General features: G+C 68.5%; 29 protein-coding genes and 1 pseudogene. 23 read left to right on the forward strand and 7 right to left on the reverse strand.

Annotation, left to right across the window (positions count from 1 at the left end; all coding sequences use genetic code 11):
• The first annotated feature begins 323 nt into the window (after nt 1-323).
• On the forward strand, nt 324-1,631 hold the full coding sequence (locus SAB01S_RS10545) for a M28 family peptidase (protein ID WP_062732972.1): 1,308 nt from the start codon (nt 324-326) through the stop codon (nt 1,629-1,631).
• Between the two features lie 42 nt (nt 1,632-1,673).
• On the opposite strand, the gene SAB01S_RS10550 is transcribed toward SAB01S_RS10545, so the two are convergent.
• Nucleotides 1,674-1,862, reverse strand: coding sequence for a hypothetical protein (locus SAB01S_RS10550; RefSeq protein ID WP_062732973.1), 189 nt, complete (start codon nt 1,860-1,862; stop codon nt 1,674-1,676).
• A gap of 118 nt (nt 1,863-1,980) precedes the next feature.
• On the opposite strand from SAB01S_RS10550, the pseudogene SAB01S_RS10555 reads away from it, so the two are divergent.
• A pseudogene (locus tag SAB01S_RS10555) lies at nt 1,981-3,294 on the forward strand (DNA-packaging protein).
• 23 nt (nt 3,295-3,317) lie between these two features.
• On the opposite strand, the gene SAB01S_RS10560 reads toward SAB01S_RS10555, so the two are convergent.
• Both SAB01S_RS10560 and SAB01S_RS18465 read right to left on the reverse strand, forming a co-directional pair.
• A complete protein-coding gene (locus SAB01S_RS10560; protein WP_062732974.1) occupies nt 3,318-3,779 on the reverse strand; it encodes a hypothetical protein in 462 nt (153 codons plus the stop codon).
• A gap of 157 nt (nt 3,780-3,936) precedes the next feature.
• Nucleotides 3,937-4,317 carry a hypothetical protein gene (locus SAB01S_RS18465; protein ID WP_218016151.1) on the reverse strand — a complete coding sequence of 127 codons (381 nt, stop codon included), beginning with the start codon at nt 4,315-4,317 and terminating at the stop codon, nt 3,937-3,939.
• A 124-nt stretch (nt 4,318-4,441) separates the two neighbouring features.
• Here SAB01S_RS18465 and SAB01S_RS10570 point away from each other — a divergent pair, with 124 nt between their 5' ends.
• Together SAB01S_RS10570 and SAB01S_RS10575 are read left to right on the forward strand one after the other, a co-directional pair.
• A complete protein-coding gene (locus tag SAB01S_RS10570; RefSeq protein WP_062732976.1) occupies nt 4,442-4,780 on the forward strand; it encodes a hypothetical protein in 339 nt (112 codons plus the stop codon).
• 117 nt (nt 4,781-4,897) lie between these two features.
• Complete coding sequence (locus tag SAB01S_RS10575; RefSeq protein ID WP_062732977.1) at nt 4,898-6,028, forward strand: phage portal protein; 1,131 nt, start codon at nt 4,898-4,900, stop codon at nt 6,026-6,028.
• Nucleotides 6,029-6,071: 43 nt separating this feature from the next.
• Here the strand turns inward: SAB01S_RS10575 and SAB01S_RS10580 are convergent, their stop codons facing one another.
• Nucleotides 6,072-6,275, reverse strand: a complete 204-nt coding sequence (locus SAB01S_RS10580; RefSeq protein WP_062732978.1) for a hypothetical protein — start codon at nt 6,273-6,275, stop codon at nt 6,072-6,074.
• A 16-nt stretch (nt 6,276-6,291) separates the two neighbouring features.
• On the opposite strand from SAB01S_RS10580, the gene SAB01S_RS10585 reads away from it, so the two are divergent.
• The gene (locus SAB01S_RS10585; protein ID WP_157078325.1) at nt 6,292-6,600 is read left to right on the forward strand and encodes a DUF6127 family protein; all 309 of its coding nucleotides are present in this window, start codon (nt 6,292-6,294) and stop codon (nt 6,598-6,600) included.
• The gene (locus SAB01S_RS10590; protein WP_062732980.1) at nt 6,597-7,001 is read left to right on the forward strand and encodes an HK97 family phage prohead protease; all 405 of its coding nucleotides are present in this window, start codon (nt 6,597-6,599) and stop codon (nt 6,999-7,001) included. Before SAB01S_RS10585 ends, SAB01S_RS10590 begins: the two co-directional genes overlap by 4 nt.
• A gap of 81 nt (nt 7,002-7,082) precedes the next feature.
• Here SAB01S_RS10590 and SAB01S_RS10595 read toward each other — a convergent pair whose 3' ends face one another.
• Nucleotides 7,083-7,757 carry a phytanoyl-CoA dioxygenase family protein gene (locus SAB01S_RS10595; protein WP_157078326.1) on the reverse strand — a complete coding sequence of 225 codons (675 nt, stop codon included), beginning with the start codon at nt 7,755-7,757 and terminating at the stop codon, nt 7,083-7,085.
• A gap of 2 nt (nt 7,758-7,759) precedes the next feature.
• Entirely contained in the window at nt 7,760-8,212 is a 453-nt protein-coding gene (locus SAB01S_RS10600) for a DUF805 domain-containing protein (RefSeq protein WP_062732981.1), read from the reverse strand.
• 194 nt (nt 8,213-8,406) lie between these two features.
• On the opposite strand from SAB01S_RS10600, the gene SAB01S_RS10605 reads away from it, so the two are divergent.
• The 7 genes from SAB01S_RS10605 (at nt 8,407) to gp17 (ending at nt 12,685) form a co-directional block, all read left to right on the forward strand.
• Complete coding sequence (locus SAB01S_RS10605) at nt 8,407-9,522, forward strand: phage major capsid protein (protein WP_062732982.1); 1,116 nt, start codon at nt 8,407-8,409, stop codon at nt 9,520-9,522.
• A gap of 93 nt (nt 9,523-9,615) precedes the next feature.
• Nucleotides 9,616-11,112 carry a tail fiber domain-containing protein gene (locus SAB01S_RS10610; RefSeq protein WP_062732983.1) on the forward strand — a complete coding sequence of 499 codons (1,497 nt, stop codon included), beginning with the start codon at nt 9,616-9,618 and terminating at the stop codon, nt 11,110-11,112.
• Complete coding sequence (locus SAB01S_RS18470; RefSeq protein WP_157078327.1) at nt 11,109-11,279, forward strand: hypothetical protein; 171 nt, start codon at nt 11,109-11,111, stop codon at nt 11,277-11,279. Before SAB01S_RS10610 ends, SAB01S_RS18470 begins: the two co-directional genes overlap by 4 nt.
• Nucleotides 11,276-11,554: a phage fiber-tail adaptor protein gene (locus SAB01S_RS10615; protein WP_021225473.1), complete on the forward strand. Its 279-nt coding sequence runs from the start codon at nt 11,276-11,278 to the stop codon at nt 11,552-11,554. The genes SAB01S_RS18470 and SAB01S_RS10615 overlap by 4 nt, the downstream gene beginning before the upstream one ends.
• A complete protein-coding gene (locus SAB01S_RS10620) occupies nt 11,554-12,090 on the forward strand; it encodes a head-tail connector protein (RefSeq protein WP_062732984.1) in 537 nt (178 codons plus the stop codon). Before SAB01S_RS10615 ends, SAB01S_RS10620 begins: the two co-directional genes overlap by 1 nt.
• Entirely contained in the window at nt 12,087-12,284 is a 198-nt protein-coding gene (locus SAB01S_RS10625; protein ID WP_062732985.1) for a hypothetical protein, read from the forward strand. Before SAB01S_RS10620 ends, SAB01S_RS10625 begins: the two co-directional genes overlap by 4 nt.
• A complete protein-coding gene (gene gp17 / locus SAB01S_RS10630) occupies nt 12,281-12,685 on the forward strand; it encodes a tail completion protein gp17 (RefSeq protein ID WP_062732986.1) in 405 nt (134 codons plus the stop codon). The genes SAB01S_RS10625 and gp17 overlap by 4 nt, the downstream gene beginning before the upstream one ends.
• A 173-nt stretch (nt 12,686-12,858) precedes the next feature.
• On the opposite strand, the gene SAB01S_RS10635 is transcribed toward gp17, so the two are convergent.
• On the reverse strand, nt 12,859-13,182 hold the full coding sequence (locus tag SAB01S_RS10635; protein ID WP_062732987.1) for a hypothetical protein: 324 nt from the start codon (nt 13,180-13,182) through the stop codon (nt 12,859-12,861).
• Between the two features lie 138 nt (nt 13,183-13,320).
• On the opposite strand from SAB01S_RS10635, the gene SAB01S_RS10640 reads away from it, so the two are divergent.
• From SAB01S_RS10640 to SAB01S_RS10685, 10 genes are all read left to right on the forward strand, one after another.
• Entirely contained in the window at nt 13,321-13,728 is a 408-nt protein-coding gene (locus tag SAB01S_RS10640) for a phage major tail protein, TP901-1 family (protein ID WP_062732988.1), read from the forward strand.
• Nucleotides 13,725-14,036, forward strand: coding sequence for a gene transfer agent family protein (locus SAB01S_RS10645; protein ID WP_062732989.1), 312 nt, complete (start codon nt 13,725-13,727; stop codon nt 14,034-14,036). Before SAB01S_RS10640 ends, SAB01S_RS10645 begins: the two co-directional genes overlap by 4 nt.
• Nucleotides 14,033-14,233 (forward strand): phage tail assembly chaperone, encoded by a 201-nt coding sequence (locus tag SAB01S_RS10650; protein WP_021225479.1) that lies wholly within the window; start codon nt 14,033-14,035, stop codon nt 14,231-14,233. The genes SAB01S_RS10645 and SAB01S_RS10650 overlap by 4 nt, the downstream gene beginning before the upstream one ends.
• 133 nt (nt 14,234-14,366) lie before the next feature.
• A complete protein-coding gene (locus SAB01S_RS10655) occupies nt 14,367-14,924 on the forward strand; it encodes a hypothetical protein (protein ID WP_062733017.1) in 558 nt (185 codons plus the stop codon).
• 2 nt (nt 14,925-14,926) lie between these two features.
• On the forward strand, nt 14,927-17,248 hold the full coding sequence (locus SAB01S_RS10660) for a DUF2460 domain-containing protein (RefSeq protein WP_062732990.1): 2,322 nt from the start codon (nt 14,927-14,929) through the stop codon (nt 17,246-17,248).
• A complete protein-coding gene (locus tag SAB01S_RS10665) occupies nt 17,245-18,054 on the forward strand; it encodes a phage/gene transfer agent baseplate hub protein (RefSeq protein WP_062732991.1) in 810 nt (269 codons plus the stop codon). The genes SAB01S_RS10660 and SAB01S_RS10665 overlap by 4 nt, the downstream gene beginning before the upstream one ends.
• Nucleotides 18,051-18,434 (forward strand): C40 family peptidase, encoded by a 384-nt coding sequence (locus SAB01S_RS10670; protein ID WP_062732992.1) that lies wholly within the window; start codon nt 18,051-18,053, stop codon nt 18,432-18,434. Before SAB01S_RS10665 ends, SAB01S_RS10670 begins: the two co-directional genes overlap by 4 nt.
• A gap of 13 nt (nt 18,435-18,447) precedes the next feature.
• Complete coding sequence (locus SAB01S_RS10675; protein ID WP_062732993.1) at nt 18,448-20,646, forward strand: phage tail protein; 2,199 nt, start codon at nt 18,448-18,450, stop codon at nt 20,644-20,646.
• A 40-nt stretch (nt 20,647-20,686) separates the two neighbouring features.
• Entirely contained in the window at nt 20,687-21,187 is a 501-nt protein-coding gene (locus tag SAB01S_RS10680) for a DUF2793 domain-containing protein (protein WP_439646668.1), read from the forward strand.
• Nucleotides 21,188-21,387: 200 nt separating this feature from the next.
• A partial coding sequence (locus SAB01S_RS10685; protein WP_062732994.1) for an outer membrane protein occupies nt 21,388-22,100 on the forward strand: 713 nt, incomplete at its 3' end.

The following is a 22,100-nucleotide window of genomic DNA, read 5'->3' on the forward strand; positions in this document are numbered from 1 at the left end:
CGCTTTTGGTCGGAGCATGACGTCCGCAACCGCTTTTGTAGATCAGATGGAGGGGGGATTCCGGCTTTTGCGGGAATGACGGGCGGCTCGCCTGGACCAAAAAAGAACCCCCGGCGTGGCGCCGGGGGTCGAGGTTCAGGGAGGATCAGCGGCGCAGAGGGGGACTGCGTGGTGCCGCTGACAGGGGCATGACTAGCGCGGCAATGCTGCGGGGGAATGTCCGGTTTGTAGCCGGAGTGACACAAGCGCCGACAGGGGACGGTATTCCCGATATGCGCCGGGGCGGCTTTACAGTCGTCAAATAGCCGATAAGGTCTGCCCCCATGAAAAATTTGATCCTGCTTGCCGCCGCTTCCGCCCTCTCGACGTCCGCCAGCGCGCAGACGCGCGCGCCCGATCCGGCGCGGTTGAAGGCGACGGTGGAGAAGCTGGTGAGTTTCGGCACGCGCCATACGCTGTCGTCGGCGACCGGCCCCAGGCGCGGGATCGGCGCGGCGCGGCGCTGGGGCGCGGCGGAGTTCGAGAAGATCGCCAAGGGCTGTGGCGGGTGCCTGACCGTCGAGACGATCGCGGATCGCTTCACCGGGCCGCGCGCGCCCGACGGGGTCGAGGTGGTGGACGTGCTGGCGATCCAGAAGGGGACGGGGGACCCCAATCAGGTGGTGATCGTCGCCGGGCATATCGACAGCCGGGTGAGCGACGTGATGAATGTCACCAGCGATGCGCCGGGGGCGAACGACAATGCGTCAGGCACGGCCTTGGTGATCGAGGCGGCGCGGGTGCTGGCGGGCGAAAAATTCGACGGGACGATCGTCTATGCGCTGCTGTCGGGCGAGGAGCAGGGGCTGTGGGGCGGCAAGCTGCTGGCGGCCACGGCCAAGGCGCGCGGCTGGCAGGTGCGCGCGATGCTGAACAACGACATCGTCGGCAATACGCTGGGCCAGAATGGGCAGATCGTCGCCGACCGGGTGCGGGTTTTCTCCGAAGGCATACGCTTTGCCGAGGATGAGAAGGCGGCGCGGACCCGCCGGGCGATCGGTGGGGAGGATGACGGGCCGTCGCGCGCGCTGGCCAAGAAGATCGACGGCATTGCCGAGGCCAATCCGCAGGTCGGGCTGGACGTGTTCGCGGTGCGGCGGCTGGACCGGTTCGGGCGCGGCGGCGACCATTCGCCTTTCCTGGAACTGGGCTTTCCCGCGGTGCGCTTTTCGGTGGGGATAGAGAATTACGACCGGCAGCATCAGGATCTGCGGACCGAAAATGGCCGCGTCTATGGCGATACGGTCGACGCGATGGACTTTCCCTATCTGGCGAAGGTGACGGCGCTCAATGTCGCGGCGCTGCGTGAGCTGGCCGATGCGCCGGCCGCGCCCGCTAGCGTATCGCTGGACGGGGCGCTGTCGATGGATACGCGGGTGTTCTGGGACGCGGTGCCGGGCGCTGCGGCCTACAAGGTCTATTGGCGGCGCGCGGACGCGCAGGACTGGACCGACAGCCGCGTCGTGACAGGCGCGACCGAAACGCTGCTGAAAAATGTCGTCGTCGACGATCATTTCATCGGCGTGGCGGCAGTGGCCAGCGACGGGGCGGAAAGCATCGTCACCTTTGGCGGGATGGCGCCGAGGAAATAAGAGCAGGGCATGGCCGCCCCGCGCGGGGCGGCCGGGACGCGATCAATCCCTGACGGGTTTTGCGCCCGCCAGCGCCATGGCGTTCGCGGTGCCGGTGGCGGGCTTGACCGTGGCCGGGCGGTCGCTGATCGCGCTGGCGGCGACCATGCCGCCGCCGACGATGGCGGCGATTCCAAGAATGGCGAGCAGGGTGCGCTGCCGGCCGGAAGGATCATGGGAAGGGGGATGCATGAAGGTCCTTTCTGCTGCGTATGCGCTAGGCAGAATGGCGATGATGACGGTGCGTTCCCGCACATTTCTGTAAGATTTTGTTGCAGCGCGGTGGCCTGCGAAACAGGGGAGGAGCGCGATGCAGCTTTCGGACCGGGAGTGGCTGGCGCGCGCCGATGCGGCGCAGCAGGGGGCGATGCTGAAACTGCTGACGCAGGGCGCGGCGGAGCGGATCGCGGCGGACTGGGACTTTGTGGCGCGGCCGGGGCAGCGCGCGCCGGCGGGCGACTGGCGCATTTGGCTGATGATGGCGGGGCGCGGCTTTGGCAAGACGCGGGCCGGGGCGGAATGGGTGCGCGGCATTGCGGAGGCCGACGCCACGGCACGGATCGCGCTGGTCGGGGCGAGCCTGGGCGAGGCGCGGGCGGTGATGGTGGAGGGGGAGAGCGGGCTGCTCAGCATCGCGCCGCACTGGGCGCGGCCGGCCTATGCCCCGGCGCTGCGGCGGCTGACCTGGCCCAATGGCGCGGTGGCGATGCTGTTCGGCGCGGCCGACCCCGAAGGGTTGCGCGGGCCGCAATTCAGCCATGGCTGGGCCGACGAGATCGCCAAATGGGCAGGCGGCGAGGCGGCCTGGCATAATCTGATGATGGGCTTGCGGCTGGGGCGCGACCCGCGCGTGCTGGCGACGACGACGCCGAGGCCGGTGCCGCTGGTGCGCAGCCTTATGGCGCGGGACGGCGATGACGTGGTGGTGACGCGGGGACGGACGGCGGACAATGAAGCCAATCTGGCGCCCGGCTTCGTCGCGGCGATGACGGCGGGCTATGGCGGCACGCGGCTGGGGCGGCAGGAACTGGATGGCGAGCTGATCGAGGAGGTGGAGGGCGCGCTGTGGACGCGGGCGCTGATCGAGCAATGCCGCGTCGTGCATGTGCCGGGCGCGCTGACCCGCGTGGTGGTGGCGGTCGATCCGCCCGCGAGCGTGGGCGGCGACGCGTGCGGTATTGTGGTCGCGGGTGTGGGCGGCGACGGGCGCGCCTATGTGATCGCCGACGCAAGCGTGGCGGGGGTGCGGCCCTAAGGCTGGGCGCGGGCGGTGGCGGCGGCGGCGATGGTGCATGGCGCGGACCGGGTGGTGGCCGAGGCGAATAATGGCGGCGCGATGGTGGAAAGCGTGCTGCGCGCGGCGGAAGAGACGCTGCCAGTGAAACTGGTCCATGCAAGCCGGGGGAAGGTGGCGCGGGCGGAGCCGGTGGCGGCGCTCTATGAAGCGGGCCGGGTGGCGCATCGCGCGGCCTTCCCGGAACTGGAGGACGAAATGTGCGGATTGCTGGCGGGGGGCGGCTATGTCGGGCCGGGACGGTCGCCCGATCGCGCCGACGCATTGGTGTGGGCGATGAGTGAGCTGATGCTGGGGAAGATGGGGGAGGCGCGGGTTCGGGGGATGTGAGGGCTAGTTAAACCCCGATGTCCTTATGCCTCGCCATTACATTCGACAGTCAATACCCGATGCGCAGCAATATCATATTCGACATTAATCTGGGTGCAGCCACCGTCGTTTATAAAGGGGAGGCCTTTTGGGCTGTCATGCCAACGTACCTCTCCCGCGGGCGTCTGACTCTCTACCATGCTGGCTTCGCTATCTGCCAACTCCCTGATTTCACTCTGCGTGCATGGGCGCGATTCAAAATTGTCCAGCATCACTTCGCATCCCTCGTCCAAGGATGGGTTCGAGAACGGGATCAAATAGGTCGCAACCACCTTACCCTGTCCATCGAATGCATAGTTCCGACCGTAGGCCATTAGCGGTCGGGCACCATCAGGCAGCGTGATTGCGCGTTCAATTTCGTCTGTAAGCGCTTGCCTCTCGGAAGGTCGATCAGCCGCCGCACATAAGACCATGGGAAGACCAATGAAGAGGATTTGCAGCTTCATTGGCCGGAAATATCACAAGAATGCGCAGAAAGACGAATGGAATTTCGGGAGGTAAGGAGCGAGGCGACGGTGATCCGTTATGGCGGGAGCTTCCCGAAACGACAGTCCGAAGGCAGCGGGACCCCGGCTCAAGGCCGGGGTGACGGGTGAGTGGCTGTCAGCAAGGGCTATGCCAGAAAATGCTTTTGCCGGGCTGGGAATAGCATTGGGCTGGCATGGCAAGGCTGTGCCCGTCGCGCGGGATTTCGTAGCCATAGCCACCATCGAAGCCCTGCTGGATGAGGATATGGACGCGCCGGTCGTCCACTCGCACATTTTGCGGGCCAAGGGCAGCGATGGTAGGCGGCCAGTGCTTCCTGGGGATGTCTATGGTGGCTTGGCCAGCGGCAGGTTGGCGTCGCGCAAGGGAGAGAGCCTCTTGCGTGATCGCTTCCAGTCTTGCGGGATCGGAGATGGGGCGGGCGCACGCGGTGAGGAGCATCAGCGTTGCGAGTACAGTAACGGAGATGCGGGGGATGACGCGGCTTTTCACTGGCATAGCTAAGCATGGCCGGCGCCTGCGTGCCAAGGGCGTTTCGGTTCGCGCCCTGTGACGGATCCCATCTTTCGGGAACCTCCCGCCCGCGGTTGCCGTTTTCCTGAGGTAATCAGGAGTATGGATCATGAAGACGGTTAAGGTGCTGGCGGCGATCGTTGGCGTTTCTGTGGTGGCGAGCCCGGTGATGGCGGCGAGCCTGAATAGCAAGGACCGGGCGCGGGTCGCGCGGGCGGCTCCGCGGGATCGGGATGATGTGCGCTATTGCCTGCTCAAGGGCAAGGAAGGGCGCGACAAGGGCACGGTGATCGGCGCGGCCGGTGGTGCCGGTGTCGGCGCTCTGGCGGGCGGCAGCCTGGGCGAAAGCCTGCTGGCCGGCGCGGCGGGTGCGGTGGCTGGCCGGGTGATCGGCAAGAGCGAAGGCACCAATTCGGAATGTGACCGGGTGTTGGCGCGCAATCCGTGACTAGCGGGGGCGGGTGCGCAGGCCCCCTCTCCCAATTACGTTAAGCGGCGGGGCCGCTAACCTTCATTAGCCCTCTCCCCGTGTGGGGAGAGGGTTTTGCTTTGTGGGGAGCAATTCATGAAATGGTTCGGTACGAAGGCCGCGCAGGCGGATGCGCGGCCGGTGTTGGCGCGTGCCTGGGGCACGGGCGCGGTGGCGCTTGGCGAATGGCCGGCCAGTTACGAGGCGCAGTTGCGCGCGGGCGTGATGGGCAATCCGGTGGCGCAGCGGGCGATGCGGCTGGTGTCGGAGGGGGCAGGCGCCTGCGCGATCAAGCTGCGCGGGGTGGATGAGGCGGCGGCGGGCCGCGTGCGCGCGCTGGTCGGCCGAGCGTCGGCGGGGCAGGGCCTGATCGAGGCGCTGGCCTGCCACCTGCTGCTGCACGGCAATGGCTATGTGCAAGTGATGGCGGGGGCGGACGGGATGCCGGCCGAACTGTTCGCGCTGCGGCCCGAGCGGGTGAGCGTGGAGGCGGACGCGCGGGGGTGGCCGGCGGCCTATCTCTATCGTGTGGGTGAGAGCGTGACGCGGCTGCACCCCGAAGACGCGGCCGGGCGGACCAGCGTGCTGCATATGAAAGCGCTGCATCCGCTGGACGATCATTATGGGCTGGGCTGCGTCGGCGCGGCGGCGGGCGCGGTGGCGATCCACAATGCGGCGAGCGTGTGGAACAAGGCGCTGCTCGACAATGCGGCGCGGCCGTCGGGCGCGATGGTCTATGAGCCGGGTGACGGGTCGGTGCTGAGCCCCGAACAGTTTGAGCGGGTGAAGCGCGAGATGGAGGCGGCCTTTGCCGGCGCGGCCAATGCGGGGCGGCCGATGCTGCTGGAAGGGGGGCTTAACTGGAAAGCGATGAGCCTGACGCCCGCCGAGATGGATTTCGTGGGGTTGAAGGCGGCCGCCGCGCGGGAGATCGCCTTGGCCTTTGGCGTGCCGCCGATGCTGATGGGCCTGCCCGGCGACAATAGCTACGCCAATTATCGCGAGGCGAACAAGGCGCTGTGGCGGCAGGCCATCTTGCCGCTGGTGACGAAGATCGGCGCGGCGCTGGCCCAGGGGCTGGATGGCTGGTGGCCGGGGCTGGAGATCGAGCCGGACCTGGACGCGGTGCCGGCGCTTTCGGACGAGCGCGCCGCGCTGTGGGAGCGGGTGGCGAGCGCAGATTTCCTGTCAGCCGACGAGAAGAAGGCGATGCTGGGTATCGGGTGACGGGCGGCTTCTCGACTGCGCTCGAAGCGAACGGAGGGAGTGGTCAGCCGAAGGGATGCTGGGCGAGGCTGTCGAGGCGGCAGAAGCCGCCGTCCCAGTTCCAGCGGCCACCCTGGAGCAGGCAGTCGCCCGCGCGGTCGAGGCCGAAATGCCAGCCGACAAGGCCGAGCGCGGCGATGACGAGGACGATCAGGATTTTGCGGGTGGGGCGCTTCATGGCGTGCAGATAGGCGCGCGGTGTCGACATGAAAAGGAGCGGGGCGATGAAGGAGGAGATGCTGGCGCGGCTGGTCGCGCAGGCGCAGGGGCAGGTGGCCGACATGGTAACGATCCGCGCGCTGATCGAGGAGGCGAGCGACCTGGGCGCGGGGCGGGCGCTGGAGCGGCTGGGTCTGAGCGACCGGGGCGCGGAGACGGATGTCCGCGAACTGCGCGAATTGCTGTCCGCTTGGCGCGACGCGAAGAAGGCGGCGCGCGGGGCGGTGATCGGCTGGATCGTGCGGATCGGCATGGCGATGGTGCTGCTGGGCGTGGCGGTGAAGGTCGGGCTGGTCGGGCTGGTGCGCGGATGAGCGCGGGCGACCTGCGCTTTGCCGGCTATGCGGCGATCTTCGACCGGGTGGACCGGGGTGGCGATGTCGTGCGGGCCGGGGCGTTTGGCGACGTGGCGGCGGCGGGCGTGCCCCTGCTGTGGCAGCATGGGCCGGCGAGCGTCATCGGCGTGGTGGAAAGCGCGCGGGAGGATGCGCGCGGGCTGCGCGTGATCGGGCGCGTTTCGCGCGCAAGCGCGGCCGGGCGCGAGGCGGCGGCGGCGATCGCGCAGGGCGCGGTCGACGGGCTGAGTTTCGGATATCGGGTGAAGACGGCGCGGGGGGCAAGGCCGCGCGAATTGCTGGCGCTGGAGCTGGTGGAGGTGAGCGTGGTGACGCACCCGATGCAGCCAATGGCGCGGGTGGTGGCGGTGGAGGGGTAGCGCTTTTCCTCCTCATCCAACTTCGCCTGGCCAGCAGGCTGGCAGGGTTTCGTATCCTTCTACCCCACAGGGAGAAGGTTTTCAGATGATCCCCAGCCAATTCAATTCGCCCGGCAGATCGTCGGCGCTGTAGTCTATTTGCAGCACGTGGCGGTGGCGGGGGTTGGATGCCGCGTCGGACGCGTGGAGGATCGGCGTGGCGTAGAGCCAGATGTCCCCGCGGTCAGCCAAGCAGGCATGGGTGCCGCAACGTGCGACGAGGGCGGCAACGGCGCTTTCAGAGATGCGGCCGAGGCGATGCGAGCCGGGGGCGATCAGCAGCGGAGCATTATCTGCGTCGACGGGGTCGAGATGGATGCGCAGGGTGAGCATCCGATCAAGCAGGGATTGCGGCGGCGCGACGTGCTGAATACCGGACTTGAGAGTCCAGGGGCCGAAGCCCGGCGTGTCGATGCGGGTGCGCACGGCGATGGTCCGGTCTTGATGCCAGCCGAGCGCCCAGTTGGTCGCAGGGCTTTTGTCGAACAGGATGGCGCGGACGGCTTTTGTGGTCGTGCCTTGGTGCGCGGCGGCGTGGCGGCCGATCGCGCCGGTGGCGCGGAGCATGCTGGCGAGGGCGGGCAGGCTGGCGAGACGCAGACCGGGCTGGCCGGGCGGCAAATCTGCGAGCAGGGATTCTATGGTGGCCAGCGCGGTAGGATCGAGAGCGGCGGGGATAAGCTGCGCGCCGTCGGTGGCAAGGGCGAGAGGCATCATCTTCAGCGCGGGTCGGGGCCGAAGCGGTTCGGGCCGTGCGTGCCGGGCCAGTAGAGCAACAGGAGCATCGCGATCACGAGGCAAACATATATGATGTCGGCCCAGCGCGGCGGGAAGACCGTAGCGAGCAGGTCGTGACGCATCATATTCCATCCAAAGCCCGCTGGCATGATGAGCACCCACCAGGCCGACCGGTTCTGGTCATGCAGGCGCCGTGCGAACAATGCAAACATCGGCAGGATGACGGCGATTTGAAGCACCGCCATCAGGAAAGACGCCCGTGTTCCCTGCAGGGCCACGCCAGCCGTGAAACCCAGCATCACGCCGACAAGCGCGATGGCGAAATGATAAAGCAGAACCTCCGTGCGGCGTGAGCGCCCATTGAAGTCTGCTATTCCATATATGGTGCGACGCAAAAGAGCGAGTTCGGCTTTGGTGCCAGACGGATAGGTCAAGGGGATTCCTCTTTTGTTCGGTAGCATGGCGGGCGGCGTTGCGATGTGCAATGGGGCGCGAGGAGAGCGCAGTCGTCCCCCTCATCCGACTTCGCCTGGCCATCGGGCTGGCAAGGCTTCGTATACTTCTCCCTGTAGGGAGAAGGTTTGATCGGGCGGTCCATTTCGGGCCGCCCTTTTTTGTGGAGACGGGCATGACGGATCAGTTGGAAGCGAGCCTGGACATGGTGGTGCAGGGGGAGCGGATTGCGGGGTTGGCGCAGGAGGTGGCGGCGCTGAAAGGGGCGTTGCTGAGCGCGCAGCGGCCGGCGCTGGATGGGGTGAAAGGCGGATTGGAGGACCCGGCGCGGGCGGCCTTTGTCGAGCGCTATCTGCGCCATGGGCAGGAAGCGGGCGTGGAACTGAAGAGCTTTTCGGGCGCGTCGGGCGCCGCGGGCGGCTATGCGGTGCCGCGCGAGATCGACCAGCTGATCGGATCGACGCTCAAAGCCATGTCGCCGATCCGCGCCATCGCCAATGTGGTGCGCACGGGGAGCGCGGGATACCGCAAGCTGGTGAGCGCCGGCGGCATCGTGTCGGGATGGGCAAGCGAGACGGGCGCGCGGGGCGAGACGGGGACGCCGAGCTTCAACGAGATCGTGCCGCCGGGCGGCGAGCTGTTCGCCAATCCGGCGGCATCCCAGGCCATGCTGGACGATGCACAGTTCGATGTCGAAGGCTGGCTGGCGAACGAGATTGCGCGCGAGTTCGCGGTGGCCGAGGGCGCGGCCTTTGTGACCGGCAATGGCACGAACAAGCCCAAGGGCTTCCTGACCTATACGACCACCAATGAGGGCGATGGCGTGCGCGCATTCGGATCGCTGCAATATGTGGCGTCGGGCGCGGCGGGCGGCTTTGCGGCGAGTAATCCGCAGGACCGGCTGATCGACCTGATCCAGAGCCTGCGCGCGCCTTATCGCCAGGGGGCGTGCTTCGTGATGAACAGCGCCACCCTGTCGGTCATTCGCAAGATGAAGACGAGCGACGGCGCGTTCCTGTGGCAGCCGGGCCTGAGCGCAGGCCAGCCGGCGACCCTGCTGGGATATCCGGTGGTCGAGGCCGAGGATATGCCCGACATTGCCGCGGGCAGCCTGTCCATCGCCTTCGGCAATTTCGCGATGGGCTATGTCATCGCGGAACGCAGCGAGACGAGCATCCTGCGCGATCCCTTCAGCAACAAGCCGTTCGTCCATTTCTACGCGGTCAAGCGCATCGGCGGCGGCGTGGCCAATAGCGAGGCGATCAAGCTGATGAAGTTCGCCGCTTCGTAAGCGGCGGGACGGCAGGCTGAGGCCTTGCTGAGGACTGGGGGAGGCGGGTGCCTTCCCCCCTTTTTTGTGTCGAGATGGGCAGGGGAGCGGGGCGTGGCGATCACGGGGCTGGAGATGGCGGAGCTGGTGCGCGAGCTGTGCCATGACGAGGGGACAGGGCCGCTGGCGCTGAGCGGCGCGGCGGCGGGCTACAGGCGCTTTGCCGACGCGGTGGGGGCCGGCGCGGCCTTTCCCTATGTGATTGTTGGCGCAGGGGATGTGCCGCAATGGGAGGCAGGCAGCGGCGTTCTGGACGAGGCCGGCCGGCTGGTGCGGACGCCATCGGCGTCTTCGGCGGGCGGCGCGGCGGTGGATTTCGGGCCGGGCGAGAAGCGCGTGACGCTGGCCCCGCATGCGGCCTGGATCGCGGCGGTCGAGGGGCATGGCCATGATGTCGCCGGGATCGAAGGATTGGCCCAGGCCTTGGCCGGGATGGAGGAACTGGGCGTGGCGGTGGAGGCCGCGGCCCAGGCGATTGACGGGCTGGGCCAGGGGCTGGCGGGCAAGCAGGCGGCGAGCGGGCAGCTGGACGCCATAGCGGCGCTGTCGACCACGGCGTTCGGGCGGTCGCTGCTGGAACAGGGGGATGCGGGCAGCGCGCGCGCGCGGATCGGCGCGCTGGGCGCGAGCGGCGTGCAGCGCATGGGGGGCGCGGAACTGCACATCAACACGATGGCCGCCGACGCTTACCCTGCCGAAGGGTGGATGGGGCGGGTGAGCGTGCTGACCCCGGCCCTGTCGGTGATCATGGATGGCGGACAGAGCAGTTTCCGCGTCGTGGGCGTGGGATCGCTGGCGAACAATCGGCTGTATCGCGCCAATGGCACGCTGGCGGCGCGGGCCGACATTGTAAGCGGCGACGTGATTGGCGACTATAATGTGTGGGGGCAGATTGGCGGCGACTTCGTCGAGCTGTCGCGGGTGCGCACCACCTATGTCGGCGCGGCGCCGGCCACCAACAATCTGGCGTCGCGGTTGAATTTCTATGTCGGGCGGACGGGATCGTCGGCGATGCAGGAAACGCTGCGGCTGGAGCATCAGGCGATCACCGCCTTCGGCGCGGTCGCGCCATCGTCCGACAATGGCTTTGCGCTGGGGAACGGGGCGGCGCGATGGTCGGCCATCTATGCCGCGAGCGGGACGATCAGCACATCTGACGCGCGGGCGAAGCAGGATCTGGCGGATATTGACGATGCGCTGATCGATGCGTGGGGGACGGTGGACTGGCGGCAATATCGCTTTGGCGAGGCGGTGGCGGCCAAGGGCGATGCCGCGCGCACGCATATGGGGCTGGTGGCGCAGGAGGTGCGCGATGCGATCGACGCGCGGCTGGGCATGGGCACGGCGGTGCGGCTGGGGCTGCTGTGCCACGACCGCTGGGACGTGCGCGAGGCGGAAACGGGCGATGATGGCGTGGTGACGGCAGGGCGCGCGGCGGGCGACCGCTGGGGGCTGCGCTACGAGGAGTGTTTGGCGCTGGAGGCGGCATGGCAGCGGCGGCGTATCGCGCGGCTGGAGGCGCGGATCGCGGCGCTGGAGACGAGCGCATGATGCAGGGTGAGGCGCTGGGCGCGCAGCCGATCGGGGATGGCGGCACGGATCGGCCCGGATGGAGCGGGCCATGGGGCATGGGCGTGCGACGGGGGCTGGGCGTGCGGGTCGACGTGCGCGCGCCGGCGATCCGGGTCGCGGCGAGGATGGGGAGCAAGATCAGATGAGCCTGTTGTTGAAGGATCCGCAGGCGCGGGTCGACCATGCGATCGACTGGTCCGCCTATCTGGCCGGGCAGAGTTTGATCGCCAGTGACTGGATGGTCGAGCCGGAGGAAGCCGGCGGGATTGTCGTCGAGGCAAGCGCGTTCGAGGCGCAGCGCAGCAGCGCGCGGGTGACCGGCGGACGGGTGGGCCAGGTCTATCGGCTGACCAATCGCGTGACCCTGTCCGACGGGCAGGCGGATGAACGATCGGTGACGATGCGGGTGGAGGAACGCTGATGCTGGCACAGCAGGAGAGCGGGGCGCTGGCGGCGCCTTTGGCGGAATTGAAGGCCTATCTGCGGATCGCGCATGACGATGAGGACGCGGTGCTGGCCGGGTTGCTGCGCGGCGCGAGCGCGCTGTGCGAGCAATTTGTCGGCCAGTGGCTGATCGCGCGGGATGCGCGCGAGACGGTGGCGGGCGGCGGCGGGTGGCAGCGGCTGTCAGCGCGGCCGGTGCTGGCGGTGAGCCAGGTGCGCGCGGTGGAGGCGGACGGGACCAGCGTGGCGCTGCCGGTCGAGGCCTATGCCATCGACATTGACGCTGCGGGCGATGGATGGGTGCGATCGACGCGGCCGGGCGACGGGCGCGCGCTGGCGGTGGACTATCGCGCGGGGATGGCGGCGGAGATGAACGGCCTGCCCGAAGCGTTGCGGCAGGGGATCATCCGGCTGGCGGCGGACCATTATCTGGCGCGTGGCAGCGAGGATGCGGCGCCGCCTGCCGTGGTGAGCGCGCTGTGGCGGCCCTATCGGCGGATGCGGCTGGCATGAGGGCGGGGCTGGAACAACACGTGGCGGCGCGGGCAGCGGCGGTGCGGGCGCGGATCGCGGCGGCGACGGCGGCGGAGGGCATCACGGCGCGGGTTGAGGGGGAAACTGTGCGGCTGTCCGCGCCGGGGCTGCGCGCGCGCTGGTGGCGCGACCTGGCGCTGCGCGAGGCGGGGCGAGGGGGGAGCGGGCAATGAGCGCGGAAGTGGCGATACGGGCGGCGGTGATCGCGGCGCTGCGGGAGGATGCGGCGCTGATGGCGATGGCGCAGGGCGTGCATGACGGCGAGCCGGGGCGGGCGGCGGCCCCTTATGCGCATGTGGGCGAATGCCTGGGTTCAGACTGGGGCGGCAAGGATGTCGAGGGGCGCGAATTGCGGCTGACCATCGGGCTGACCGTGGCGGAGGAGACGCCGGGGCGGCTTGCGGAGATGATGCCCCGGGTCGAACCGGCGCTGGGCGCGGCGGGCGTGCGCGATGGCTGGCGGATCGTGAGCGCGGGGTTGCTGCGATCGCGCGTGGCGCGGAGTGGCGGCGGCGCGGGCGCGGGGTGGCGGGCGGTGATGGATTATCGGCTGCGCGTGGTGCGGGACGGGTGAGGGGAAGTCTGTCCCATGGCGCTGCGATGGCGGCATGGTCGGGAGATGGGTTCCCGCTTGCGCGGGAATGACGGGAAGGGACGGATAGGGTCACGCCCCTCCGTCAGCATTCCGTGCTGCCACCTCCCCTTAGAGGAGAGGATGGAGGGGCGTTCGGCGGACGGGCGCAGGCCTCAGCCGGGCTGGCTGTTTTCCTCATATTCGCTGGTGATCTTGTCGACATATTCGGCGACCTGGTCGTCGGCGTCGGCGCTGGCTTCCGCGTCAGACATGCCGTCGGCCTTGTCCTGCGCGATGATGGCGGCGCGGAAGGCGGATTGCTGGGTGGCACAAGTCTGTTTGAGCGTCGACACAAAGTCGCCAAGCGGCATTTTCTTGTCGAGCGCGGGCTGCATCTGGGCGCTGAGGCACTTGGAAAAGTCGCGGCGCCCCGTTCCCACGGGATCAGCGGATGGGGCGGCGGCAAGCATCATCATGAACGAAGCGGCAACAATCATCGGGACCTCTCCTTGAAACCCTGAGCCATTGTTGTGACGGGTCGGCCAAATGCCGCCCAATCTATCTGTTTTTTCGCGATTTTCCGGGTCAAGGCGGCACGCTTTGTTGCCGGAGATCGCTTGTCGGGAGAATGCGCCATGGGCGTCGAAAAGGGAAGTGCGTTTCTGCTCAAGGTAGGCGACGGCAATGCGCCGGCAACATATGCGACGGTGGCGGGGATGCGGACCACGCAATTGTCGGTGAACGGCGAGGCGGTGAACATCACCAGCAAGGATTCGGGCGGCTGGCGCGAATTGCTGTCGGGCGCGGGCGTGCGGTCGGTCAGCGTGTCGGCGGCCGGGCTGTTTACCGGATCGGACGCGGAGGTGCGCATCCGCAACCATGCGCTGGCCGGCACGATCGAGGATTATGAGCTGAGTTTCGAGAGCGGTGAGCGGATGCGCGGGCGGTTCCTGGTCACGCGGCTGGACTATGCCGGCGACTATAATGGCGAGCGCAACTATGCGCTGAGCCTGGAAAGCTCCGGCGCGGTGGTGAGCCTGTGAGCGGCGGCGCGAACCCGGAGCGCGGGGAAACGGCGCTGATGGTGGGCGGCGAGGCGCTGGCGCTGCGGCCCAGCTTTGCCGCGCTGGTCGAGGCGGAGCAGGAATTGGGGCCGCTGTTCGACCTGGTCGAGCGGGCGGCCGACGGGAAATTGTCGCTGGGCGATCTGGTGGCGTTGCTGTGGCATTGCCTGGTCGATCGCGAGGCGTTGAGCCGCGAGGCGCTGGGCGAGGCGGTGCTGGCGCTGGGCCTGGCCCGGGTGACGCCGGTGCTGCGCGCGGTGCTGCAACAGATTTTGGCGGGGAAATGACGCGCTTTGCCGAGCGAGCCGGTCGACTGGCGGGACTGGCCGGCTGGCTGCTGGGTTGGCGGCCGGACGAGTTCTGGCGCGCGACGCCGGCCGAACTGACGAGCGTACTGACGGCGGCGAAGGGCGAGGCGGCGGAGGACGCGGCCGGGGTGGATGGCGCGGAGCTGGCGCGGCTGATGGGTGCGATGCCGGATTAGGGGCGGGCGGTGCGCCGAGCATAGCGTGACTCAAGGGTCAGCGGGCCGAGAGCGCGACACCCCTCCGTCAGCACTGCGTGCTGCCACCTCCCCTGCGAGGGGAGGATTTTTCAGAGAGCGAATGGAGGCGGCGATGGACGAGGATGTCGAGACGTTGGTGGTGCGGGTGCGGGCCGATACGCAAGGGCTGGGCCGCGATGTCGAGGCGATGCGGGCGAGCCTGGAAGGACCGCTGGCGAGCGGGGCGGAGCGGGCGGGGCTGCGCATCGAGCAGGGGCTGCTGCGCGCGGTGCGGACGGGCAAGTTCGGCTTTGAGGATCTGAAGCGACTGGCGCTGAGCACGCTGGACCAGATTGCCGCGAGCAGCCTGCGGTCGGCGCTGGGGAGCGGGGGGTCGGGCAATGGCGGGCTGGTCGGGCTGGGCGCGACCCTGCTGACGTCGGTGCTGGGGCTGCCGGGGCGAGCGACGGGCGGGCCGGTGGCGCCGGGACGCGCCTATATGGTCGGGGAGCGCGGGCCGGAAATGTTCGTGCCCACGACGAGCGGGCAGGTGGTCGCCCATGGCGGAGCCAGGCGTGACGTGCGGGTGAGCATCGCGGTGAACGGACGGGGAGGCGAGAGCGAGCCGCGCATGCTGGCGCGCAGCGCGCGACAGGTTGCGCGCGCGGTCAGGGGGGCGCTGGAGCAATGAGCATGGGATATTGGCTGGCGGACACGCGCGAGGGACAGGAGGCGGGATTCCTCAAGCGGTTCGCGGCGACGCATTGGACGGTGAATTTTCCCCGGCCGATGATGGCGAGCGTGGTGACGAGCGCGCCCGATGCCTTACGGGTCGACGCGGTCTTTTATGGGTCGGGCGATCTGGCGGGGCTGATCTGGGAGGCGGAGGACAGATGGAGCCACCCGCTGCTGGCCTATGAAACGGACCGGGATTTTCGGGATTGCGTGCTGTCGTTCCGCTGGCGCAGCGGCGGGCTGCGTCGGCTGGACGAAACGCATGGGCCGACGCTGACGATCGAGGGGCGCGACGCAGCAGGCAACCCGCGCGTCTGGTATGTGCGCTTGTGGAATTATGCGAGTGGTGGGCCGGAAGATGCTGTCATCCGGCTGGATTTTGCCGCGCTGATGGCGGGATATGACCTGCCGCAGGAGGCGGACCCGGTATGGGCAGGCGATGTCGACCGGATGTTCATTTCGCTCGTCCCGCCCGGGTATGACGAAGGAGATACGCCCTTTGTCCAAGCGCAGGAAGGCTGGGCGGAACTGAGCGCCATCGCGTGCGAGGGGGCGGGATCGGTGCTGGCGGTGGGCGACGTCATGCTGCCCGAACATGGGCTGAGCATGGCGACGGGCTATGACGATTGTTTCAACCAGACGCCCGAGCGGGTGGTCGCGGCGATCCATGCGCTGGGCTATCGCGGGGCGATCAACCATTATGTCGGGATGAGCCATTATTTCCGGCTCGAACGGCTGGGCAGCGACCTGTATGTCAGCCTGGCCGGCGGGGCGCTGAATGCGCCGTGCGCGGCGTGGCACCGGGATTTTGCGCGGCGGGCGAAGGCGCTGGGGTTCGGCGTCATATGGTCGCTATCCTATGAGCTGTTCAACGCCCATTGCTGGAACGACTGGAAGCAGCGGGCCGAAAATGGCGACCCGGCGCTGACCGGATGGGAGCCGCCATCGACATTATTGTCGCCCGCGCATGGTGGAGCGATGGCCTATTTGCAGGCGATCGCGACAGCCTTTGTTTCCAAAGGCCTGGACGCGGACTTGTCGATCCTGTTTCAGGTCGGCGAGCCATGGTGGTGGGTGATGCCGGGCGACGGGCGCATCTGCCTGTATGATGACGCGGCGCGGGCGGCGCTGGGTGGCGCGCCGGTGTCGATTCCGAGCCTATGGGGCGAAATGGACGCGGCGCAATGCGCGCTGCTGGATGCGGCGGGCGCGATGCTGGCGGCGTCGACGGCGGCGCTGTGCGCGGCGGTGAAGGCGGCTGCGCCGGGCGCGGAGACTCATCTGCTGGCCTATCTGCCCACGATATTGGACCCGCGCGCGCCCGAAGCCAAACGCGCCAACATGCCGGTCGGATGGGCGGCCCCGGCGTTCGACGTGCTGCAACTGGAAGATTATGACTGGGTGACGGAGGGGCGCCCCAACCTGACCGAGCGCGGGATCACGCTGGCGACGGTGCGGCTGGGCTATCCGGTCGAGGACCAGCATTATCTGGCCGGCTTCGTCCTGTTACCCGAACAATCCGGGCAATGGCGGGCGATCATGGCGGCGGCGCGCGCGTCCGTGGCGCGCGGGACGGCGGCGACATTCATCTGGGCACTGCCGCAAGTGTGCCGCGACGGCTTTACCTGTTTCAGCATAGAAGGGGAGGATGGGGTGCAAGCCTTTGACGATGTGCGCTTTCCGCTGGCGATCGGGCGGGAGGCGAGCCTGAGCCCGGCCTTTTCGACGCAGATTGTCGAGAGCCCTTCGGGGCATGAGCGGCGGTCGAGCGACTGGGCGGATGCGCGCCTGTCCTATGATGCCGGGCCGGGCGTGCGGTCGGAGGCGGACATAAGGGTGCTGATCGACTTTTTCCGGGCGCGGCGCGGGGCGGCGCGGGGGTTTCGCTTTACCGATCCCTATGATGACCGCAGCGGCCCGGCGGGCGCGGCGCCATCGCCGATCGACCAGCGGCTGGGCGTGGGCGACGGCGTGCGGTCGCAATTCCCGCTGATGCGCCATTATGGCGCGGGTGAGGAGGCGCAGGCGCGGCGGATCACCCGGCCGGTCGCGGGCAGCATCCGCGTCGCGGCAGACGGGGTGGAGATGATCGACGGCTGGAGCCATTCCGGGCTGGGCGTGATTGCGTTCGACGAGGCGCCGGGGGCGGGCGTGGTGCTGACCGCCGGCTACCGGTTCGATGTTCCGGTGCGCTTTGCCGAGGATCGGCTGGAGGTGAACCGCGCGACCTTTGCCGCAGGCGAAGCGGTGTCGGTGCCGCTGGTGGAGATACGCGAATGATCGGCGGACTGGACGAGGCGCTGTGCACGCTGGCCTTTTGCTGGCGGATCGCGCGGCACGACGGAGTGACGATCGGGCTCACCAGCCATGACCGCGACCTGGAGATTGGCGGCCTCATCTATCGCGCCGCGCCGGGCATGACGCCGGCGGCGGTGCGCAGCGGCATCACGCTGGACGGCGAGGACAGCGACGTGGCGGGCGCGCTGTCGAGCGAGGCGATCAGCGAGGCGGACCTGATGGCGGGGCGCTGGGACGGCGCGGCGCTGGAGTTAAGGGTGACGCAATGGGAGGCGCCGGGCGCGCTGTGGCTGCTGCTGGCGCGGGGCGAGATGGGCGCGGTGTCGCGCAAGGGGCAGGAATTTTCCGCCGAACTGGTGGGGGCGGCGGCGATATTGGGCGCGCCGGTGGCCCCGAGCACATCGCCCGACTGCCGGGCGCGGCTAGGCGACCGGGCCTGCCGGGTCGACATGGCGGGGCGGCGGCGGATCGTGGCGGTGGACGCCGCGGCGGGAGCGGAGGTCGCCGTCGCCGGGCTGGCGCCCGGGGTCTATGCCTTTGGCGCGGTGCGGTGGATGACGGGGCGCAATGCGGGGCTGACGCAGGCGGTGCTGGATAATGATGCGTCCGGCTTGACGCTGGCGGATGCGCCGGCCTTTGCGGTGGAGCCGGGAACGCTGGCGCTGCTGACCGAAGGGTGCGACCGGCAGGCGGCGACCTGTGGCGCGCGCTTCGGCAATATCGCCAATTTCCGGGGCGAGCCGTTTCTGCCGGGCATGGACCTCCTGACCCGCTATCCCGGCGCATGAGCGGGGAAGAGGGCGCGGCGGCCATCGTCGCTGCGGCGCGGGCGCTGGTGGGCGTGCCGTTCCGGCTGCATGGGCGTGGCCGGGACGGGCTGGATTGCGTGGGCGTGGCCGCGCTGGCGCTGGGGCGCGCCGCGCCACGCGCTTATGGATTGCGCAGCGGCGATGCGGAGCGCGCGGCGCATTGGCTGAACGCCGCGGGATTGCGTCTGGTGGCGGAGGGGCAGGCAGGCGACCTGGCGCTGGTGCGGCCGGGACCATTGCAACTGCATCTGATGATCGGGACCGGCGCGGGGTTCGTCCACGCCCATGCCGGGTTGCGGCGCGTGGTGGAAATGCCGGGAGAATCGCCCTGGCCGATCATCGGCTGGTGGCGGGCATGAAGGAGGGGCAAGCATGGCGACGATAGTGCTGAGCGCGGTGGGCACCGTGCTGGGCGGGCCGATCGGCGGGGCGATTGGCGGCCTGATCGGCAACGCTTTCGATAATGAAGTGCTGTTTAAGCCCAAGGGCCGGCAAGGCGCGCGCCTGTCCGATTTGCAGGTGCAGACATCCAGCTATGGCACGCAGCTTCCCGCCATCTTTGGCACGATGCGGGTGGCGGGCACGGTGATCTGGGCGACGGATTTGCAGGAGACGTCGAGCCGCAGCGGTGGTGGCAAGGGGCGGCCGAGCGTGACGAGCTACAGCTATTCGGCGAGCATCGCGGTGGCGCTGTCGTCGCGGCCGATCCGGGCGATCCGGCGGATATGGGCGGACGGCAATCTGTTGCGCGGGGCGGCGGGCGATTTCAAGACGGAGCTGGGCGCGTTCCGGGTGCATCAAGGCGATGAGGGGCAATCGCCCGATCCGCTGATCGCCTCGGCGCAGGGCATCGGTGCGACGCCGGCGCATCGCGGCCTGGCCTATGTCGTGTTCGAGGATCTGGCGCTGGCCGATTATGGCAATCGCATCCCGTCGCTGACATTCGAGGTGGAGGCGGATGAGGGGGCGGTGTCGCTGGGTCGCATTGCCGGCGAACTAAGCGGCGCGCGGCTGGCGGGGCCGGCTTCGATCAGCGTCGATGGCTTTGCCGCGAGCGGGGCGGACATGCGCGAGGCGGTGATGCCGCTGGTCGAAGCCTTTGGTCTGGGCCTGCGATCGGGAGCGGATGGGCTGGCGCTGGTGGACGCAGGCGCGGCGGCGGGTACCATTGCGGACGAGGCGCTGGCGCAGCGGGTCAATGGCCGAGCGATCGACCCGGTAGAGCATCAAGGCGGTTCGGCCGATGGCGTGCCGGTGGCGCTGAGCCTGCGTTACCATGATGCGGCGCGCGATTATCAGGCCGGGATGCAGCGGGTGACGCGGCCGGGGGCGGGGCGGAGCGAAAGCGGGATCGACCTGCCCGCCGTGCTGGACCCCGATGCGGCGCGGGCTTTGGCGAGCGACCGTCTGCGGGCGCGCTGGGCCGGCCGGGCGCGCATGACGGTGCGCTGCGACTGGCGGGCGCTTGGGCTGGCGGCGGGCGACGTTGTGACCGTGGATCGGGCGGCGGGGCTGTGGCGGATCGAGGAGCGCGAATGGGAAGCGATGGCGGTGCGGCTGGCGCTGCGGCGGCTGCCCGGTGGCGGTGGCGCGCCGCCTATAGGTGCGGGATCGGGAGCGATCGTGCGGCCGGTGGATGCGCCCCACGGGCCGACGACTTTGCTGCTGGCAGACCTGCCGCGCATTGCGGACGGCGTGGCGAGCGCGCCTCTGGTCGTGGCGGCGGCGAGCGGCGGGGCTGGCTGGCGCAATGCGGCGCTGTTCGTCACGGGCGCGAGCGGGGAGGCGGTGCCGATCGGCCGCAGCGCCGGACGCGCGGTGATGGGCGTTGCCGATACGGTCTTGCCCGGGGGCAGCGCGTTGCTGGTGGATCGCGGGCAATCCGTTTCGGTGACGCTGCTGGCGGCGGACATGGTGTTGCTGAGTGTCGATGAAGCCGCGCTGGACCAGGGACGGAACCTGGCCTTGCTGGGGCGTGAGTTGATCCAGTTCGACACGGCCGAGCGGACCGGTGCTGCGACCTATCGGCTGAGCGGGCTGCGCCGGGGGGTGCGCGGCACCGACTGGGCGATGGCGGAGCATATGGCGGGCGAGCCGTTCCTGCTGATCGAGGAAGGGCGGCTGGTCGAGCCGCTGTCGATGCAGGGCGCGGACAGCGAGGCGGGGAGCGTGCTGCGGGTTTCGGCGGTCGGCATCGGCGATGTGGCGCCGGCCGAGGCGATGCTGACCATCAGCGGCGAGGCGCTGAAGCCGCTTGCGCCCGTGCATATGCGCGCGGGGCGCGACGGGGCGGGCGGCTGGACGATCGAATGGACCCGGCGGAGTCGCGACGGATGGCGCTGGCTGAGCGGAACGGACGTGCCGCTGGGCGAGGAAAGCGAGCGCTATGGGGTGGAGGTTCTGGACGGCGCGATCGTGGTGCGGGCGCAGGAGGTGACAAGCGCCAGCTGGACCTATGGCGCCGACATGATCGCGGCGGACGGCATGGACGGGCGCGATGTGCTGATCGCGGTGCGGCAGCGGGGAACCTATGCGATCGGGCGGGGGGCGAGCCTAATGCTGACGCTGTGACAATGGGTTGCGATCACAGGGAAACGAGAGAAGGAGTCGGATGATGGATGTCACGCCGATATGGGGCCTGCCGCTGCTGTTCGCGGGCCAGGCGCACAAGGAAATCGTGCATAATGAGGCGCTGGTGCTGGTCGATGCGCTGTTGCTGAGCCGGGTGGAGAGTGCGTCGGCGGCCATGCCGCCGGAGGGGCCGGCGCCGGGGCAATGCTGGATCGTCGCGGACGGGGCGCTGGGCGCATGGGAGGGGCAGAGCGGCTCCCTCGCATGCTGGACGGAGGGTGGCTGGCGATTTGTTCCCGCCCGTGCCGGTTTTGCCGTTATGGTCGCCGACGAAGGGCTGACGCGCGTTCATGACGGGAGTCAGTGGCGGGCAGGCCCGATCCGGCCAGATGGCTTTTATATCGGTGATGAAAAAGTGGTTGGCGAGCGGCAGGCGGCTATTGCCGCGCCGAGCGGGGGGAGCGTGATTGACGCGCAGGCCCGATCAACCATCGCCGCCATTCTCGACAGCCTGCGATCCCATGGCCTGATTGTTGCGTAATATTACGGGATTGCTCATTTCTTGTTGCACGGGTGCGTCAATAGTCTAGAATTTGCAGGCATTAGCCTGATCGGATCGCGTTAAAAAGGCTAGTGCGTTATTTTTGCAACGGTTTCACTAATTGTGGACTTGCCATGAAACCTTCTCCTGACTACAGGGTTTCAGCAGTCCTTCGTGACACTTTTGAAAGGGGAATCCATATGCGGAAGCTTGCCCTCGCGGCTGCGCTTGCGACCAGTGCCCTGGCCACCCCGGCCTTGGCGCGCGATAATAGCTGGTATGTTGGCGTGGACGCCGGCGTGCTGCTCGTTGAAGATCAGGACCTGACCTTCGACGCCGTCCCTCCCGGTGGTTCGGCGGTCCCGTCGATCGACTACCACAAGGGCTATGACTTCGATGCCAACATCGGTTACGACTTCGGTGGCTTCCGCCTCGAAGCCGAAGCCGCCTACAAGCGTGCGAAGATCGATTTCGACAAGACCGGCGGCGGCTTCGGCGGCGCTGCTTCGGCCCTGTCGTTCATGCTGAACGGTTTGCTGGACTTCGGTCCCGATGATGGCCTGCAGGGCTTCGTCGGCGGCGGTGTCGGCGTGTCGCGCGGCAAGCTCGCTTCGGACATCGTGAACGACAGCGACACCGGTTTCGCCTGGCAGGCGATCGCGGGTGTTCGTTACCCGGTCACCAACAATGTCGACGTTTCGCTGAAGTATCGCTTCTTCAACCAGGACGATATCAAGCTGATCCCGGCTTATCAGAGCATCTACGGCCAGGCCGGTTCGAACGCCGAAACCAAGCTGCGCACGCACAGCCTGCTGCTCGGCCTGACCTACAACTTCGGTGCGCCGGAAGAAGCGGCTCCGCCGCCGCATCAGATGTCCCAGATACCTGCCCCCCTCCAACCCCCAATTGAATA

Origin of the sequence: Sphingobium abikonense NBRC 16140 (assembly GCF_001598335.1) — a bacterium.
In the GTDB taxonomy this organism is placed as follows: domain Bacteria; phylum Pseudomonadota; class Alphaproteobacteria; order Sphingomonadales; family Sphingomonadaceae; genus Sphingobium; species Sphingobium abikonense.